The sequence below is a fragment of the Shewanella sp. LZH-2 genome (genome assembly GCF_016859145.1).
GTDB lineage: Bacteria > Pseudomonadota > Gammaproteobacteria > Enterobacterales > Shewanellaceae > Shewanella > Shewanella xiamenensis.
In genome coordinates this window covers 3,766,149-3,782,932 of the sequence record NZ_CP069350.1, presented here as the reverse complement: position 1 = coordinate 3,782,932, position 16,784 = coordinate 3,766,149, and the positions used below count along the sequence as shown (strand labels likewise).

General features: G+C 46.5%; 15 protein-coding genes and 1 pseudogene. 12 read left to right on the top strand and 4 right to left on the bottom strand.

Annotation, left to right across the window (positions count from 1 at the left end; all coding sequences use genetic code 11):
* Positions 1–30: 30 nt before the first annotated feature.
* Positions 31–537, top strand: coding sequence for a hypothetical protein (locus tag JM642_RS16660; protein WP_047539290.1), 507 nt, complete (start codon positions 31–33; stop codon positions 535–537).
* 46 nt (positions 538–583) lie between these two features.
* A complete protein-coding gene (locus JM642_RS16655; RefSeq protein ID WP_203432185.1) occupies positions 584–2,179 on the top strand; it encodes a GMC family oxidoreductase in 1,596 nt (531 codons plus the stop codon).
* 70 nt (positions 2,180–2,249) lie between these two features.
* Here the strand turns inward: JM642_RS16655 and JM642_RS16650 are convergent, their stop codons facing one another.
* Together JM642_RS16650 and JM642_RS16645 are read right to left on the bottom strand one after the other, a co-directional pair.
* Complete coding sequence (locus JM642_RS16650; protein ID WP_055648274.1) at positions 2,250–2,909, bottom strand: cupin domain-containing protein; 660 nt, start codon at positions 2,907–2,909, stop codon at positions 2,250–2,252.
* 70 nt (positions 2,910–2,979) lie between these two features.
* Positions 2,980–3,762: an SDR family oxidoreductase gene (locus JM642_RS16645; RefSeq protein ID WP_144346679.1), complete on the bottom strand. Its 783-nt coding sequence runs from the start codon at positions 3,760–3,762 to the stop codon at positions 2,980–2,982.
* Between the two features lie 102 nt (positions 3,763–3,864).
* Between JM642_RS16645 and JM642_RS16640 the strand changes: the two genes are divergently transcribed.
* Complete coding sequence (locus JM642_RS16640) at positions 3,865–4,200, top strand: helix-turn-helix domain-containing protein (protein WP_203432184.1); 336 nt, start codon at positions 3,865–3,867, stop codon at positions 4,198–4,200.
* Between the two features lie 88 nt (positions 4,201–4,288).
* Positions 4,289–4,696, top strand: coding sequence for a GFA family protein (locus tag JM642_RS16635; RefSeq protein ID WP_203432183.1), 408 nt, complete (start codon positions 4,289–4,291; stop codon positions 4,694–4,696).
* A gap of 17 nt (positions 4,697–4,713) precedes the next feature.
* Here JM642_RS16635 and JM642_RS16630 read toward each other — a convergent pair whose 3' ends face one another.
* Both JM642_RS16630 and JM642_RS16625 read right to left on the bottom strand, forming a co-directional pair.
* Positions 4,714–5,175, bottom strand: a complete 462-nt coding sequence (locus JM642_RS16630; RefSeq protein WP_203432182.1) for a DUF2390 domain-containing protein — start codon at positions 5,173–5,175, stop codon at positions 4,714–4,716.
* 35 nt (positions 5,176–5,210) lie between these two features.
* Positions 5,211–7,124 carry an ABC transporter ATP-binding protein gene (locus JM642_RS16625; protein WP_203432181.1) on the bottom strand — a complete coding sequence of 638 codons (1,914 nt, stop codon included), beginning with the start codon at positions 7,122–7,124 and terminating at the stop codon, positions 5,211–5,213.
* 276 nt (positions 7,125–7,400) lie between these two features.
* On the opposite strand from JM642_RS16625, the gene JM642_RS16620 reads away from it, so the two are divergent.
* The 8 genes and pseudogenes from JM642_RS16620 to JM642_RS16585 all read left to right on the top strand — a co-directional run bounded on the left by JM642_RS16620 (position 7,401) and on the right by JM642_RS16585 (position 16,552).
* Positions 7,401–7,601 carry a YheV family putative zinc ribbon protein gene (locus JM642_RS16620; protein WP_011071175.1) on the top strand — a complete coding sequence of 67 codons (201 nt, stop codon included), beginning with the start codon at positions 7,401–7,403 and terminating at the stop codon, positions 7,599–7,601.
* Between the two features lie 168 nt (positions 7,602–7,769).
* A complete protein-coding gene (aguA, locus tag JM642_RS16615; RefSeq protein ID WP_203432180.1) occupies positions 7,770–8,882 on the top strand; it encodes an agmatine deiminase in 1,113 nt (370 codons plus the stop codon).
* Positions 8,883–8,959: 77 nt separating this feature from the next.
* Positions 8,960–10,666 carry an amidase gene (locus tag JM642_RS16610; RefSeq protein WP_172587717.1) on the top strand — a complete coding sequence of 569 codons (1,707 nt, stop codon included), beginning with the start codon at positions 8,960–8,962 and terminating at the stop codon, positions 10,664–10,666.
* 699 nt (positions 10,667–11,365) lie between these two features.
* Positions 11,366–11,638: a hypothetical protein gene (locus JM642_RS16605; RefSeq protein WP_203432179.1), complete on the top strand. Its 273-nt coding sequence runs from the start codon at positions 11,366–11,368 to the stop codon at positions 11,636–11,638.
* Positions 11,639–11,697: 59 nt separating this feature from the next.
* A complete protein-coding gene (locus JM642_RS16600) occupies positions 11,698–12,309 on the top strand; it encodes a hypothetical protein (RefSeq protein WP_203432178.1) in 612 nt (203 codons plus the stop codon).
* Between the two features lie 125 nt (positions 12,310–12,434).
* Positions 12,435–13,412 (top strand): annotated as a pseudogene (locus JM642_RS16595) (transposase).
* 434 nt (positions 13,413–13,846) lie between these two features.
* Positions 13,847–15,166 carry a hypothetical protein gene (locus JM642_RS16590; RefSeq protein ID WP_203432177.1) on the top strand — a complete coding sequence of 440 codons (1,320 nt, stop codon included), beginning with the start codon at positions 13,847–13,849 and terminating at the stop codon, positions 15,164–15,166.
* 528 nt (positions 15,167–15,694) lie between these two features.
* Positions 15,695–16,552, top strand: coding sequence for a pirin family protein (locus JM642_RS16585; protein WP_172590322.1), 858 nt, complete (start codon positions 15,695–15,697; stop codon positions 16,550–16,552).
* Positions 16,553–16,784: the final 232 nt, after the last annotated feature.

Genomic DNA, 16,784 nt, shown 5'->3' with positions numbered 1-16,784 from the left:
TTTAACACTAAGCGTCTTGGGGAGACATTGATGAATAGACGAACCTTTTTACTGGGCGCGTTTGCTGGTACAGCGGCGATAGCCCTAGGGGTGAATCTTTATTCTCCCGAATTTAGTCTACCCGATGAAGGCGAGGGGAAAGACTACCGCTTATTATTCAGTGTGCTGTTGCCTGTGATGCTTGATGGGGCTTTGCCTGATGTGGCAACCCATAAGGTGGCGGCGCAAAATCGCACCTTAGATGCCATTAAACAATCGATCGCTGTGTTGCCAGATGAACAGCAGTCCGAGTTATTTGAACTACTCGATATGCTCGAGAATCGCCTTGGATTATTGCTACTTACCTCAAGCATGACGCCACTGTTAATGCGCTCTCCCGCCGAGTTGACCCAAATGCTCGAGACTTGGCGTCACAGCTACTTTGCGTTATTGCAAACGGCTTATTTAGGCCTGCGAGAATTAGTGATGGCCAGTTATTACGCCTGTCCTGAGCATTGGAGCCGACTCCACTACGCCAAGCCTGAGTTGTTCAAATAGGCCAAATTTCTAATAATAACAATAATGTGAAGATGGAGTATTCCAAGTGGCAATCATAGATCCCATAGTGACAGGCTTAAATTCCGGTTGGTTACATACCGATGCCAGTCAGCTGCAAGAAAACCAACAATTTGAAGCCGATGTGGTGATTGTGGGCACGGGCGCAGGCGGCGGCGTAGCGGCGGAGATCCTCACCCAAGCTGGGCTCAGTGTGATCATGATTGAAGCGGGACCGCTTAAATCCTCCAGCGATTTTAATATGGAGGAGCGGGTCGCGTATCCGAATTTGTATCAACAGGCGGCGGCGATGAAAACCGCCGATAAAGCGATTGGTATTTTCCAAGGTCGCGCCGTGGGGGGCTCGACGACCATCAATTGGACCACCTCCATTCGTACACCAAAGGAAGCCTTAGCCTTTTGGGCACAGCATAAATCGGTAGCCGGACTCGATCCTGAAACCCTCGCGCCTTGGTTCGAGCAGATGGAGCAGCGGCTCAATATCCACGAATGGAATTATGAACCTAACCGTAATAACGGCGCACTCAAGCAAGGCTGTATCAATCTAGGTTGGGATTATACCGTCATTAAACGCAATGTGGCGGGCTGCTGGAATACTGGCTATTGCGGGATGGGCTGCCCAGTCAATGCCAAACAGTCGATGCTAGTAACGACAATTCCGAGTGCATTAGAGAAAGGCGCACAGCTGATTAGCCGTGCCAAAGTCGTTAAGATTGAACATCATAATGGCCAAGTCTTTGCCCTCAAGGCACAGGCGCTCGACGTTAATTTAAGGCCGACTGCGGTTGAGCTGCTGTTTAAAGCCAAACACTATATTTTGAGCGCTGGCGCTATCCACACGCCGACCTTAATGATGCGCTCTGAGGTGCCCGATCCCTACCAGTTATTGGGCAAACGAACCTTTTTACATCCCACTGTGCTTTCTGGCGGCGTATTTGCCGATGCGATTAATGCCCACAGCGGCGCACCTCAATCTATCTATTCCGATGAGTTTGTTTGGAAAAATGGCGCAGATGGCGAGTTAGGTTACAAGCTCGAAGTGCCGCCAGTGCATCCGATTTTGATCGCCTCTAAGACCATAGGTTATGGATTAAGCCATGCTGAGTTGATGGCGCAGTTTAATCAGTTGCAGGTGACTATCGCCTTGGTTCGCGACGGTTATCATCCCGACAGTCAAGGTGGACAAGTGCATTTAACCCCAACGGGCTTTAGTTTGGACTATCCACTAACCGACGCCTTTTGGCGGGCTGTGCGGCGAGCCTATACCAGCATGGCCGAATTGCAATTTTCGGCAGGCGCATTAAAAGTGCTGCCTATCAGCGATGGTATGCCCTATTTGTCGTCATGGAAGGAAGCGAAAGAGAGCATAGCCCAAATGGACTTAGCGCCGCTAAAGACGGTAGTGGCCTCGGCCCATGTGATGGGTGGCTGTCCATTCGGCGAAGATGAAAAGCTCTCTATGGTCAATAGCTATGGGCAGTCACATTATTTGGATAATCTGTCGGTGATGGACGGTTCTATCTTCCCGACCAGCTTAGGTGCAAACCCACAGTTGTCGATTTATGGTATTACCGCTCGCAATGCCACCGCGCTGGCGCAAAAGCTCACCGATGGCAAAGGCTGATATTTCCTTGGCCGCATAAGTCAGTCGCTAACACTTATGCGGTCTAAGCCTAATGAGTCGTCTGCTAGCGTTACATGGCGCTAATGGGTAAATGGCCAGTTTTTACTAAGATAATGGTTTCCTCTTCGACAAAAGGAAAATGGCCGCTCATATGGGGGCTGCGTATCCATGTGTGGCGTGGATATTCACCTAGCTCATCTTGAAACTTGCCCGATAACACTAAGATTTCTTCGCCACCAAAATGCCGATGGGGTTGAAATTTTTCTCCCTTAGGCCATTTCACTAATGCGGTATGTTGGTGCTCGAACTCGTGTAACGGCATGACTTGTAAGCCACCAATACCCGGTAACCATGGTGTCTGCTGAGTATTCATTCTGATCAGTTCGAGATCCCGCGGATCGAATTGGTTAAGTTTTACGAAAATCACGCAACCTGTTTGGCTAAAGGGAGCATGTTGGCTCCCGGGGGGATGGCGAAGATAACTGCCCGCGGGATAATCACCATTTTCATCGGAAAATACCCCTTCGAGCACAAGGATTTCTTCGCCCTGCGGATGCTGGTGGGTCGTAAACTGCGAGCCCGCGTCATATTTGACTATGCTGGTGGTGTGCCCTGATTCCTTAGCCTCCCGCTCCAGTGGTTTACGCCACACCCCTTGAGCAGGGCTTGGCAACCAAGGTTGCTGCTCAGTATCAATAACGATACGTTCACTAAAGTTCATATTAAGCATGGTGTTAGACCTGATTTAACCTTTTCTAATGATTAGTTATGTGTCGCTCGCAATGCATTAACTCGCGAATTTAGTTGCGTCCTGCCATCACGCCGCCATCAACATCCCAAATTGCACCTGTTACCCAGCTGGTATCATTGGATAACAAAAAGCACACGCTATTTGCCACATCGGCAGGAGTGCCGACTCGTCCAATTGGATGAAAAGCATCAAAGCTTGCAAGCACTTGGTCTCGCTCTTCCTTTGGAATAAAAGCGTTATAGATTGGCGTATTGACCACCGCAGGTGAAACCGCATTGACGCGAATATGCTTGTCCGCCAGTTCCATCGCTAAGTGTTGGGTTAATGCGTGTAACCCGGCTTTGGCCATCGAATACGCCGACGAAGGCGTGGCTTTAACCGCTTGTTTTGCCCACATCGACCCTATGTTCACTATACTACCACCGCCAGCATCGATCATCTTGTGGGTCACGGCTTGGGTAATCCTGAACAGCGCTTTATTTAACCCCATATACAGTTCGTAATCGGCTTCAGTGTGGTCAATAAAGGATTTGGGATTGAAATACCCCGCCGCATTGACGAGATAGCCGACCTTATGCTCGAGTTGGTTGATGTGTGTAATGAGTCGATTAAGATCCGCCGCTTGGTAAAGGTTGGCTTGAAACCCCTCGACCTGTAACTCGGGGATTGTATTTTCCTGTTTGAGTGCAGCGACGGCGGCGGTGAGTTTTTCTTGTTGATTACCCACGATAAGCACTGGTACGCCTTGCTTGACCAGTTGTTTAGCGGTTTCAAAACCGATGCCGCTACTACCGCCAATAATAATGGCCAGATTTGAGGTATTAAATTGCATTTGCTACTCCTATGTATTATCAAGGTGGTAATCTTATGGACTCAATAACTATCTGAACAGTAAGTACAAATTGGTTAGGCAGGTACTTTTTGGTACATCTTTATGAGTAACAATGAAAAAATTATTTCTCGCAAATCGCCGCCTGAGCGCTCAGCCCGAATGGTCGAGACGATTTATGGTTGCAAATGGTCATTAACGGTTTATCAGTTGTTGGCCAATGGGATCCAAAGGCCTGGAGAAATGGTGCGCTCAGTCGAGGGACTCTCCACTAAGGTATTGAATCAATGTTTAAAAAAGAACATTGAATTTGGCATTTTAGATAAGGTCATTTATAACGAATTACCACCGCGGGTCGAATATCAAGTGACGGAGTTTGGCCAAAAATTTCTGCATATTTTAGATGAGCTGGAAAAATTGCAGCAAGAAATTGATGCGTAATGAGCTGTCTTGACTGGTCAGTTATACAAGATAATCAAGGTAACTTAATGTATTAGGTTTTTGCTCTGTTTGATGAGGGTTAATGGATATGTCTAAGATCTTGCAAGAGGGCGGTTGTTTATGCGGAGCGATTCGTTATCGGATTGAGGGCAAGCCCTTCGATGCGGATTATTGTCACTGCCGCATGTGCCAAAAGAGTATTGGGGCAGCCTTTGGTGCTTGGATGGATTTTAACGTGTCGCAGGTGACATGGCTTAAGGGCAACATCACTGAGTTTGCCTCATCAGAATATGTAAGACGCGGATTTTGCGCCCAATGTGGCTGCTCACTGACCTTTAGGCACACTGAGTATCCCAACTATCTCACCCTAACGATCGCCAGCTTAGATGATCCAAATTCAGTGCAGCCTAATTACCATATTTATACTGAGCAGCAGCTGAGCTGGCTTAACATTGAGGATAACTGCCAGCGTTATCCTCAAGCTCGCACTAAGTAGGCTGTGCGTGAGGCCAGTTAAGGTGCGATAAGATCTAGCGCAGTAACATCCGCAGCGGATAAACCAAATAGCGCGAGGTAACTCACGAGATTAGTTTGTTGACCGCTAGGCGATAAATCATTGATGGCATGTAAAATGGTGCGCTGCGCCTTGCGTTCCATCATCAACTCAACATCGAGCATTTGCTGATATTCTGCTGCATTCAGGCTGGCTTTGGCGAGACGACGCAGACGGCGATAGGGGGTGAGAAACTTTTCATCCCATTCCCATACTGCATTGACGAGTTGTTGCCATTGCTCGGTTGAATATTCCCGAGGTCCCGCCACATCACTGGTGAGATCTAAATACTGCGCTAGCAGTAATAGATTCACATTTACCTGACAATTATCTTGAAGCTCAAGGCAAAGCACTTTGTTTTGCCCATAGCTCATATCACACCAATGCCAAATTTGGCAGTCTAGCGGGGTTACATCCGACATACGGCTTACTTGTCTATTAGGCGACAGCAGACCGATTATTGGCCCATTAACTCAAGTTCCATTGCATCAATTTCTTCTTGTAGCTCAAGCCATTGCATTTCACTTTCTTCTAGCGTCTGTGTCAAGCTGGTGCGCTCATTCAGTACCGAGGTGAGCTTGGCTTTATTGTCTTGATCATATAACTCGCCATCGGCGAGCAGGTGTTCTAACTCGGCAAGGCGCTCACTGAGTTTTTGTTGATCAATTTCTAACTTGGCTTGTTTCCGTTTAAGGGGCGACACTTTTTGGCGTAGCTCAGCCTCTAAGCGCTTTTGCTGCTTCTTATCGACAGCGGGTTTGGTGTCATCGCTGTTGGCTGCTTGGTTGGCATTGGCTGCTTTCGCGGCGTCGAGCAACCATTGGTGGTAATCGTCAAGATCGCCATCAAAGGCTTGTACTTCACCTTGGTCAACCAAATAGTAGTCGCTACAGGTTAAGCGCAATAAATGGCGGTCGTGCGATACAATCACCATAGCACCTTCAAAGGTTTGCAATGCCATAGTGAGCGCATGGCGCATCTCTAAATCTAAATGGTTGGTTGGTTCGTCAAGCAGCAACAGATTGGGCCGTTGCCATACCAATAATGCCAACACTAAACGGGCTTTTTCGCCACCAGAGAAGGGGCGCACTGGCGAGAGTGCCATATCGCCATTAAAGCCAAAACCACCGAGGAAGTTACGCAATTCCTGCTCGCGGGCATTAGGCGCAAGGCGCACTAAATGTTGCAGCGGCGTATCGTCTAAGCGTAAAAATTCAATTTGATGCTGGGCAAAGTAACCGATATTCAGGCCGGGATTGGGCTCATACAATCCGGTCATCGGTGATAACTGGCCCGATAACAGCTTGATTAGGGTTGATTTACCCGCACCGTTACGGCCGAGCAACCCAATGCGCGCACCGGGCACTAAGTTTAAATGCACTTTGCTGAGGATTTGCTTATCGCCATAGCCAACGGCCACTTGCTCCATCTTAATCAGCGGATTGGGCAAGGCTTCAGGCGGGCGAAACTCCATATAAAACGGGCTATCTGCTTGAGATGGTAACAGCTCAGTCATCCGCTCTAGCGCCTTTAAGCGGCTCTGCGCTTGCTTGGCTTTACTGGCCTTGTAGCGGAAGCGGTCAACAAAAGACTGCATATGCGCCCGTTCTTTTTGTTGGCGTTCAAAGGCGACCTGTTGCTGTGCCATACGTTCAGCACGGATGCGTTCAAAGGCACTGTAGTTGCCTTTGTAGAAGTTGAGTTTTTGATTTTCGACATGAACGATTTCATCAACGATTTCATCGATAAAATCCCTATCGTGGCTGATTAAAATCAGCGTGCCTTGATAGGACTTAATCCAACCTTCGAGCCAATACATGGTATCTAAGTCTAAGTGGTTGGTCGGTTCGTCGAGCAGCAGTAAGTCCGAGCGGCATAGCAGTGCTTGGGCAAGGTTTAAGCGCATCCGCCAACCGCCCGAAAAGCTTTTCACTGGGTTATTTTGCTCTGCTTCGCTAAAGCCTAAACCTGCAAGCAGGGCTCCGGCGCGGGCGCGAATAGCATAACCGCCAATGGCATCGATTTTACCGTGCAAGGTCGCAATGGCATGGCCATCATTATGTTCCTGTGCAATGTGCAGATCAGCCTCAAGCTGGCGATATTCTTTATCGCCATCAAGCACATATTCAAGTGCAGACATTTCGAGTGCAGGGGTTTCCTGGGCGACGCTGGCAATCTGCCAACCCGAAGGCATACTAAACTCGCCTTTATCTAAGCTCAGGTGACCCATAATTAATGCGAGCAGTGAGGATTTACCCGTGCCGTTGGCGCCCACTAGGCCGACCTTATGGCCGGGATAAATGGTCAGAGAGGCTTCGTCGAGCAGGGTTTTGCTACCACGGATTAATTGTGCTTGGTTGATGCTGATCATTAACTACAACTTGGTCATATCATGAATGAGTAAGGGTTGTGATGATAACGTACAAGCTCATGGCAAACCACAACTTAGGCCGAGTTGCTGCGTATTTCTTCGACTTTTTATGGCCTAGTGCGATAGCGATCTACCGCGTGGTCAGGGAGTATGGCAGCACAAGTTTATTCAAGGACTGGCAATAGCTGGGCAGTATGGCAAAATAGCGCCACATTTTCGCCTTAACGCCGATGATTCGCTTATCGCTGGGCGCGTAGCCATTTATAGGTTTGTATCATGACCACTAAAATAAAAAAACGCTTTGTTGCTGGCGCAAAATGCCCTAAGTGCGGCGCGAAAGACAGCATTTTGCTGTTTAAAGAAAACGGTATCGAAACCGTAGAATGTACTGACTGTGATTATCGTGAGCAGCAAACCGATATCAAAGTGACCGAAAAAGCCACGGGCGCTGTCATTGGGGTGTTTAAACCCGACTAGGCTCATCTTTATGAAGCGCCAAACACGTACTGCCAAAGTATGTAAGAGATTTTATTAACCGCTGCCAATGGCCCTCGCATCGTTGTGGGGCTGATATAACTGTATTCTGTCGTCCTATTTTAGGGGCGTACACCCTTATCGATTTCAGCATTACTGGAGACAAAACTCATGACAAACGTGAATGTGGATGTCACGCCGTTAACGACTAAGCCATCACAAGATGGTTTTTATATGCCCGCCGAATGGGCGGCGCAGCAAGCTGTGTGGATGATTTGGCCCTATCGTCCTGATAACTGGCGCGCTGCGGGTGCGTATGCTCAGGCGACTTTCGCTAAGGTGGCCGATGCGATTGGCGCGGCAACGCCAGTGTATATGGGTGTCCCTGAAGCCTTTTTAGCACAAGCCAAAACGGTTATGCCATCCCACGTCACCTTGGTTGAAATGGACAGTAACGATTGCTGGGCTCGCGATACAGGACCTACTGTGGTCGTTAATGCCGAGGGCGAATGCCGCGGTGTTGACTGGGGCTTTAATGCTTGGGGCGGCCATAACGGTGGTTTGTACTTTCCATGGGATAAGGACGAGCAAGTCGCGCAGCAAATGCTTGCACAGCATGGCTTTGCCCGTTATCGCGCGCCGCTGATCCTTGAAGGTGGCTCCATCCATGTCGATGGTGAAGGCACCTGTATGACGAGTGCCGAATGTTTACTCAACGCCAATCGTAACCCTGAACTGACAAAAGAACAGATTGAAGCCTTACTGCGTGACTATTTGAATGTTAAGCAGTTTATCTGGTTACAAGATGGCGTTTATATGGATGAGACCGATGGCCATATCGACAATATGTGCTGTTTTGCCCGTCCTGGTGAGGTTATTCTGCACTGGACTGATGATGAATCGGATCCACAATATCCACGTTCAAAAGCCGCGCTCGAAGTGCTGCAAAATACCGTGGATGCCCAAGGTCGTAAGTTAAAAATCCATCTGTTGCCACAACCAGGGCCGCTGTATTGCAGCGAAGAAGAATCAAAAGGTGTTACTGAAGGCACTGGTGTGCCACGTACGGCAGGTGAGCGTTTAGCGGGTTCTTATGTGAACTTTTTAATCACCAATCATCGCATCGTATTCCCGCTGCTTGACCCTGCAACCGATGATATCGCCGCGCAAAAACTGCAGGACATTTTCCCTGAGCACAAGATTGTGGGTGTGCCCGCGCGGGAGATTTTATTAGGTGGCGGCAATATCCACTGTATTACCCAGCAGATCCCTTCTGGAAAGTAAGTACACCAAGGAGAACAGAATGACGCTTGATGTCACTGTTATTGCACCACAATTGGTTTTCTGCTGGAGGGCGTAAGATGTTTGAAGTGACTGAAGTTTCCATTGCCGAGCTGCGTGCAGCGCTCGAATCTGGCCGTACTACCGCAGTGGAGTTGGTGAAATCGTATCTCGCGCGGGTTGAGGCCTATGACGGCCCTGCGACAAAAACTAAGCTCAATGCGTTAGTGGTGCACAATCCCGATGCGCTGAAAGAAGCTGAAGCCTCAGATGCGCGCCGCGCTCGAGGTGAAACCTTAAGCCCGCTCGATGGTATTCCTTACACCGCTAAGGATAGCTATTTGGTGAAGGGACTGACGGCGGCGTCTGGCAGCCCAGCCTTTAAAGATTTAGTGGCCCAGTACGATGCCTTTGCCGTCGAGCGCCTACGCGCCGCGGGTGCCATTTGCCTAGGCAAAACCAATATGCCACCTATGGCTAATGGCGGCATGCAGCGTGGTCACTATGGCCGCGCCGAAAGTCCATACAATGCTGATTATCTTACTGCACCCTTTGCTTCGGGTTCTTCCAATGGGGCGGGCACGGGCACTGCGGCAAGTTATTCAGCTTTCGGTCTTGCCGAAGAAACTTGGTCGAGCGGTCGTGGCCCTGCGTCCAATAATGGTTTATGCGCCTATACGCCGTCTCGCGGCGTGATTTCCGTGCGTGGTAACTGGCCGCTAACCCCGACCATGGATGTGGTTGTGCCCTATACCCGCACAATGGCGGATATGCTCGAAGTGCTCGATGTGATTGTGGCCGACGACCCAATCACCCGTGGCGATCTCTGGCGTCTACAACCTTGGGTTAAAATCCCTAAAGCATCGACAGTTCGCCCAGAATCCTATCTAGCGCTGGCGGCTAGCGCCGATACGCTTAAGGGTAAGCGTTTTGGTGTGCCGCGCATGTACATCAATAAAGATGAATTGGCTGGCACCAGCGAAAACCCGGGTATTGGCGGCCCAACGGGTCAACGGATCCATACCCGCCAATCGGTGATCGATCTGTGGGAAGCCGCGCGTAAAGCCTTGGAAGCCGCTGGCGCCGAAGTTGTTGAAGTGGATTTTCCGCTGGTTTCCAATTGCGAAGGCGACCGCCCTGGTGCGCCGACGGTGTTTAACCGTGGTATCGTTACACCTCAGTTCCTGCATGATGAGTTATGGGAACTCTCAGGTTGGGCGTTCGATGAATTCCTGCGGGCTAACAACGACCCTAAACTCAACAAGCTTGAAGATGTGGTGGGGCATTTGATATTCCCCCATGATCTTGGCACCTTGCCAAATCGTGAAGGTGACTTAGCGGCAGGTATGGAAGAGTACGTCAACATGGCTAAGCGTGGCCTTAAATCCTTCGATCAGATCGACAGTATTCCCGATGGTCTGCGTGGTTTAGAAAAGACCCGTAAGCTGGATCTTGAAGACTGGATGGACGAACTACAGCTTGATGCCGTGCTGTTCCCAACGGTGGCCGATGTGGGGCCAGCCGATGCCCATGTGAATCCAGCTTCTGCCGATATTGCGTGGAGTAACGGGGTTTGGGTGGCAAATGGTAACTTAGCGATTCGCCACTTAGGCGTACCAACTGTGACTGTGCCTATGGGCGTGATGGCTGATATTGGCATGCCAGTGGGTTTGACCTTTGCGGGCCGTGCCTACGACGATAATAATCTGCTTAAATTTGCCGGTGCATTTGAGTCAACAGGTAACAGGCGCATTATTCCGCCGCGCACACCAAAACTGAGTCAATAAGCGTTAAACTGACAAATATAGACTTAGCTTAGTCTTAGAGATTTAGCCCCTTATAACGGCAAAGTGTAGAGTCATAAAAACGGGATGGGCCTTAATATGCCAATCCCGTTTTTTATGCTAACAAAAGCCTGATACGAGATTTCGCCATTTGCTGCTGTTTGCTACTGTTAGAGAGTAATACAGTCTTATACCAAGCAATTAAGAATCACACTAAATGGCAGCAATCCCATCAATACGCAGCCTTTGATAAAATGTTTTTGCCCCAAAGCAAGACAGTTGAGCTACGCGCATTACGCATTAATTGTCATTGCTTCCCCAGTGACACGCCGTGAATATATCCATATAGGCTCGACGGCGACATCCATGTCGCCAACGGTCACTGGTGCAACAATGCCAATCTTAACTAACACTTCTGCTGGTCGTTTAGCTAAAAAAGCTATTGTCGGGTGGACGACACTTGTTACCAAGTGCAGTCTCCCTAAGAACCGTACGTGCAACTTTCACTGCATACGGCTCAAGCCTCCACAAAAGCATCGTTTGATACCCAGCAACTTATAAAGCAGTCAGAGCAGGTTCATTCCAAGAGTTGCGAGCTAGCCTTTTGGACTTTCTCTTCGCCAAGTATTCTTGGTATTGAGGGTCAAATGGGGTTGCTGAACTTCGGATTTTCACATGTCTCTCGATAGGCACTTTGGCTATTTGGAAGAGATTGAACTGACAATCCATCCCCAAGAGCTTCTGCCAACCGTGAAATTGCCACCGGCCTTTTCGATTGACGAAGTATTTAAGGGCTATCCAAGTTTTAGATTTGGTTGGATGACGCCTTTTGGCCCAGTGCCAAATACACCATTTTTTAATGAATTAGCTCAATTTTATGCCTTAGCTTTAGCCCTTCAACTTTTGATGACTCTCATTTACCCCATTTTAGTTCGTATAAGTTGTAGACAAACCGAAAGTGCATTATGTTGTTGATCTAAAATGGATGGCCAAATTTTTTCGCATTAAGCTCTTTCCAAAATACCGAGACAACGATGGACCAAAAATTATTACAAGCTATAAACGCTGGCTTCTATAACGCGAAGGAAAAATTCCACAAACAGGAAACAATATCCAATCAACTCATATCAACAATTTTTGTTCATGAGGTTTCTAAGTCCATACACCAAACTATTTTTGATGCAGAGCACGCATTAAAAACCATAGAAGTGGATGATTATTTCGTAAAGAAACCTGGTGAATGGCTACTAGATTGCTGCATTGTAAAAACAAAAAACTCCTTCATACAAAAAATAGCATTTGCCTTAGAGTCAGAAAGTAATACAAGTAAAAAATCTTTTGACGAAGATTTTGCGAAAATCTTACACATCAACTCTGACGTAAAGCTATACCTTAACGGCCTAAACCAAACGACTACCGGAGGCATTAATAAATATATAGCAGGTCGTCTTGAATATGCGGAGTCCATATTAAAATCAAATGCTTATGAAACCAATAATTTTTATTTAGGCTTTTGGCCATCACCAAAACAAGAAAAGAAGGGACTTTATTCATTTTGGAAATGTTTTCATCAACACCAGCACCTTGATGTCATTCATCTTTATAAATACATCAATGGTAAATTCATGAAAATCACTCCATCCTGACACATATAAACCTTCACCTCGAAATTTAACTCGGACACCCAAATTTAACTCGGACACCCAACCTTAATGGCGTTTCAATAAACCTCCGACTATGCTTTGGTTAAGCATTAAACAAGGAGGTTTGTATGCCGCGCCCTCGCAGAACTCAGATAAGTCTTGAAGACACACCTTATTACCATTGTTGTAGCCGCGTTGTTCGGCGTGCCTTTTTATGCGGCGATGATGTTTATTCTGGAAAAAATTATGACCATCGTCGCGCTTGGGTAGAATAGCTACTGTTTGAACTAGAAGCAGTTTTTGCTATTGATGTTGAGGCCTTTGCGGTGATGTCCAATCATCTGCATGTGGTGTTACGTATTGATATAGAGACAGCAAACCGCTGGAGCGGTAGGAAGGTGCTTGAGCAATGGCATAAGTTCTTTAAAGGTGATGAATTAACGCAAAAATTCGCTAAAGGTGAGTTGGTCGAGGCCCATGAGGTTAGTAGGTTAAAGCATTCAATCGCCATTTATCGCAGTCGATTATGTGATATTTCATGGTTTATGCGCTGCCTTAATGAACCGATAGCAAGGCAAGCAAATCAAGAAGATAACTGCACAGGTCGTTTCTGGGAAGGTCGCTTTAAGTCACAGGCTTTACTTGATGACGCTGCCGTTTTAGCCTGTATGACTTATGTTGATTTGAATCCCATCAGAGCGCAACTGACTGATACACCAGAACAATCCGACCATACCAGTATTCAACTACGTATTCGGGCCGCATTAAAAGGTGAGCAGCCAAGCAATCTCCTGCCTTTTATTGGTAACGAGTGCGACAACCAACCCAATGGCATTGCGTTTTCATTAACGGACTACCTCGAATTGGTAGATGATACCGGCCGAATTATTCGCAATGATAAACGTGGACACATCAGTGAAAATAGCGCCAAGATACTGAACAGATTAAATATTCCCCGTGACAATTGGCTCAAACTGACAACCGAATTTGGCAAGTTATTTCATGGCCCTGTGGGCACACTGCAAGAACTGACCGATTACTGCGAACACTTAGAAAAGCGACGACGGCATTTTGCTAAATGCTGCCAGCACTTTAACAGTAACTGACAACGACTGACATCATTTCAAAAGCCCCATCCAGAACACTTCCCAAGCGCTATGGGATGACTTACCTCGTCTGAAATACACCATTTTTGAAAGAGATTAGCGCAATTTATTGTCTTACATGCAGTCCCTACGACGTTGATGACTCCCACTCAAGTCATTTTAGCTCGTACAAGTTGTAGGCAAACCGAAAGTACATTATGTTATTGATTTAAAATGGGTGGCCAGATTTAACTGCGCAATTTATTGCCTTAGATGCTTTCTCGCGATTGTTGATTACTCCCATTCAAACCATTTGAGCCCGAGCAGGTTGTATGCAAACTGAAAGTGCATTATGTTATTGGTTTATATTGGGTGGCTGGATTTACTTTCGTTCCTATCCCAAACCACAGCGTAAGCTTGATATCTCATAATACTCTCAATGCATTAGGTCATTAATGAAAAGAACCAATATCTTATACATAACCATTTTTTTGCTTGTCCTGTTTTCGGGCTGTCTAGCAATATGGGTATATTACTTGAGGGAAGGCAAGGACCTACTGAATTTCACTATATCAATTGTGGGGTTTTGTATTGCATTGTTGGCCTTATTTATCGCTGTTCGCACGTACACCTCCATCGACAGTGTAAACAATATAAGCAAGATGGATGGCAATATTCTGGATAACGAAAGATATGTAACTTCTCTGCCAGAACTTATAAGTCAATATAAATCTAAAAACGAAAAGGATTTAGATGAGAAGTTGTTTGAATCGATAGAGCGAAAATTAAAAAGAGACTCCAATACGGCAGTGCTTTTCGCAGACACATTGCAGTATTTAATTGATCTAATCGTATTGTTTCCCGCAGTTTTCAATGCTGCTGACACTGACAAAAAACGCTATAAAAAGCGAATGGATAAGATATTAAAAGACATAGATAAGCAACGTGATATTCTACAATCTATTAGTAAAGGTAACTCCATACAAATTATTGAAACTATCAAGCTTTTCAAAGCCGTAGTTTCTTATCAAAGTTTTGTAGCTAATGGCAACTTCAACATCCATGCAGATCTTCTTCATGTGCGAGGTCCTATTCTGAGAAATCCGGTCACAAAAACTATTTATCATAACTACCTAGGTTTGTATTACAATAAAAAAGGCATGCACTTGCTTAAAGAGTCTTTGAGCATGGGGGCTAGGGATATCCTTTCGATTGATGGACTTGATTCTGTTAGATCAAATATTGATTCTTTATCGCCTTCAGTTATTGAAGAATTGCTAATGTATTTGAGATCTGCATGTGAACAGTTTGATCGGGCGCTTAAGATATCGTGCGAGGATGTAATGTGGCCTGGATTTATTAATTATAACAAGGCTAGGACTTTGTATTTTATAAACTTGCTTTCTGAATCAAAAGAAAGTTGGATTGATGTTATGGATGATGCAGTTAAGTCACGCTCTAGGCTAAACCGACTCATTGATGAGGTCTTAACAGTAAATCAAGCCGGTAAGGCTGAAGTTATGGATACGCACTTGAGGCAGTTTTTTCTTTATCAAGAAGAGCTTTCTCGCGTAATAAAATTAAATTTAATGCTCTCCGATGGAGAAAATAAAAGTAAAATTTCACCGATTATTTACAGAGGATCAAACATAGAAAATTTAAAGAAAGAAGAATTAATGAAACTATTTATTAATGTCGATAGTTTTCCCTCAATTAAATCTTATCAAGAAAAAGTTGTTGAAACTCTTGCCATTGGTGGAAATTCGTCAAGCTAACAAAGCATTGCTGTGGACAAGTCACTAAATGCGGAGTTATCTCTATAGAAATTTTAATCCAAAACTGAAGAGTTAGAGCAAAGGGTCTATGACGCTTTCTGTCCCAAAGCATGTTGCGTAAGGCTTTTAAATCTACAGGTTACGCTAATGTCAAAAGGTGAGCCATGGTGATTAGCGAGACGACCGTCCGCCCCATGGACGGGGCGGCCCTGCATCCACAAACGGACTTGAACAACATCTGTGTTTAAAGTCCAGTTCGCCATCCATGGTTCTCGTTCATAATCTCAGAAAACCTAGGTTTCTATTCACCGTGTCGGTGAGTAAACATCATGGCAAGCCTGTATGAGTGGGTATCAGCAACCTACCGTTCCATTTTTTCGAATGTTTAGACCGTGATTTCGCGTTATTCTTTTGCAAATTTCCTTGTTATTCTGCCACCATCAGCATTGCCACAGTTTCACCCTGTCATTTTGGGAGCCAAGAGATAGCGAGTGCACAGGCTAATGCCTTACGAGTTAGGAGCATGAAATGAAAGTCTTAGGCCAGTTTTCTGCTAAACCTGCGATGGATGGCGACGGGGTGAATATTCGCCGTGTGGCGGACTTTGTCACTACCCATTTTGATCCGTTTTTGATGATGGATGAGATTAAATCCGATGATAAACAGGATTTTATTGGTGGCTTTCCACCGCATCCGCACCGTGGGATGGAGACCTTTACCTATATCCGTAAGGGCGGATTTGAGCATCGCGATCAGATGGGTAACGTCAAAGCGATTCGTGCTGGCGATGTGCAGTGGATGAGCACTGGTTACGGCGTGGTGCATTCCGAAATGCCGCTGGCCGATGCACTCAATGGTCTGCATGGCTTCCAAATTTGGGTCAATATGCCCGCGAAAGATAAACTGCGCCCCGCGACGTATCAGGATACGGCTTCAATCCCAAGCGTTGAAACCACTAATGACACAGGCGCAACCCTTAAAGCCTTGGCGGGTGATTGGGCTTTTGCGGGTAAGAGCGCCATCTGTGCCACCATCCAAGGATTAGCGGGCGAAGCGGCGATTGCCGACTTGATGATTAACGCTAATGGTGAAGCGCTGCTCGATTTATCCAAGCATGAGTTTGCCGCCCTCTATCTTTACCAAGGTGGCTTGAGTAAGGGCGAAGGCTCACAGTGGTCATTCAATGAAGGCCAGTTTTTAGTGCTCGATAGCCAAACGCCATTGCAGCTTAAGGCCGATGATCGCGGTGCGGGCATGTTACTGTTTGTGGGTAAACCGATTCGTGAAAAAATTGTGCAGATGGGCCCCTTTGTGATGAACACCCAAGCGGAAATTCAGCAGGCGATTCGCGATTATCAAGAAGGGCGTTTTGGCCAAATCGCTTAATCTGTTAAGTTTGCCGTGCTGATTAAAACCAAAGCCCTGTATCCTTGCAGGGCTTTTTTTATTGCGGTTTACGCAGACGATTTCGATTGTTTAAGGACTTGAGTTTAAGGACTTGAGGTAAAAGCTGCTCGTTGTTGCTACAATAGCGGTACTTTTGGGTTGAGCGAGCGCAGAATTGAATTCTTGCCTTACGTAAACCTGAATCTTGATAAACCCGTTTAATCGATAAGTA

Excerpts from the sequence above, each read along its gene's own strand:
- JM642_RS16635 (WP_203432183.1), top strand. The coding sequence starts at position 4,289 with ATGTCTAAGATCTTGCAAGAGGGCGGTTGTTTATGCGGAGCGATTCGT.
- JM642_RS16645 (WP_144346679.1), bottom strand. The coding sequence starts at position 3,762 with ATGCAATTTAATACCTCAAATCTGGCCATTATTATTGGCGGTAGTAGC.
- aguA (WP_203432180.1), top strand. The coding sequence starts at position 7,770 with ATGACAAACGTGAATGTGGATGTCACGCCGTTAACGACTAAGCCATCA.
- JM642_RS16650 (WP_055648274.1), bottom strand. The coding sequence starts at position 2,909 with ATGCTTAATATGAACTTTAGTGAACGTATCGTTATTGATACTGAGCAG.
- JM642_RS16630 (WP_203432182.1), bottom strand. The coding sequence starts at position 5,175 with ATGTCGGATGTAACCCCGCTAGACTGCCAAATTTGGCATTGGTGTGAT.
- JM642_RS16640 (WP_203432184.1), top strand. The coding sequence starts at position 3,865 with ATGAGTAACAATGAAAAAATTATTTCTCGCAAATCGCCGCCTGAGCGC.
- JM642_RS16590 (WP_203432177.1), top strand. The coding sequence starts at position 13,847 with ATGAAAAGAACCAATATCTTATACATAACCATTTTTTTGCTTGTCCTG.
- JM642_RS16625 (WP_203432181.1), bottom strand. The coding sequence starts at position 7,124 with ATGATCAGCATCAACCAAGCACAATTAATCCGTGGTAGCAAAACCCTG.
- JM642_RS16600 (WP_203432178.1), top strand. The coding sequence starts at position 11,698 with ATGGACCAAAAATTATTACAAGCTATAAACGCTGGCTTCTATAACGCG.
- JM642_RS16585 (WP_172590322.1), top strand. The coding sequence starts at position 15,695 with ATGAAAGTCTTAGGCCAGTTTTCTGCTAAACCTGCGATGGATGGCGAC.
- JM642_RS16620 (WP_011071175.1), top strand. The coding sequence starts at position 7,401 with ATGACCACTAAAATAAAAAAACGCTTTGTTGCTGGCGCAAAATGCCCT.
- JM642_RS16660 (WP_047539290.1), top strand. The coding sequence starts at position 31 with ATGAATAGACGAACCTTTTTACTGGGCGCGTTTGCTGGTACAGCGGCG.
- JM642_RS16610 (WP_172587717.1), top strand. The coding sequence starts at position 8,960 with ATGTTTGAAGTGACTGAAGTTTCCATTGCCGAGCTGCGTGCAGCGCTC.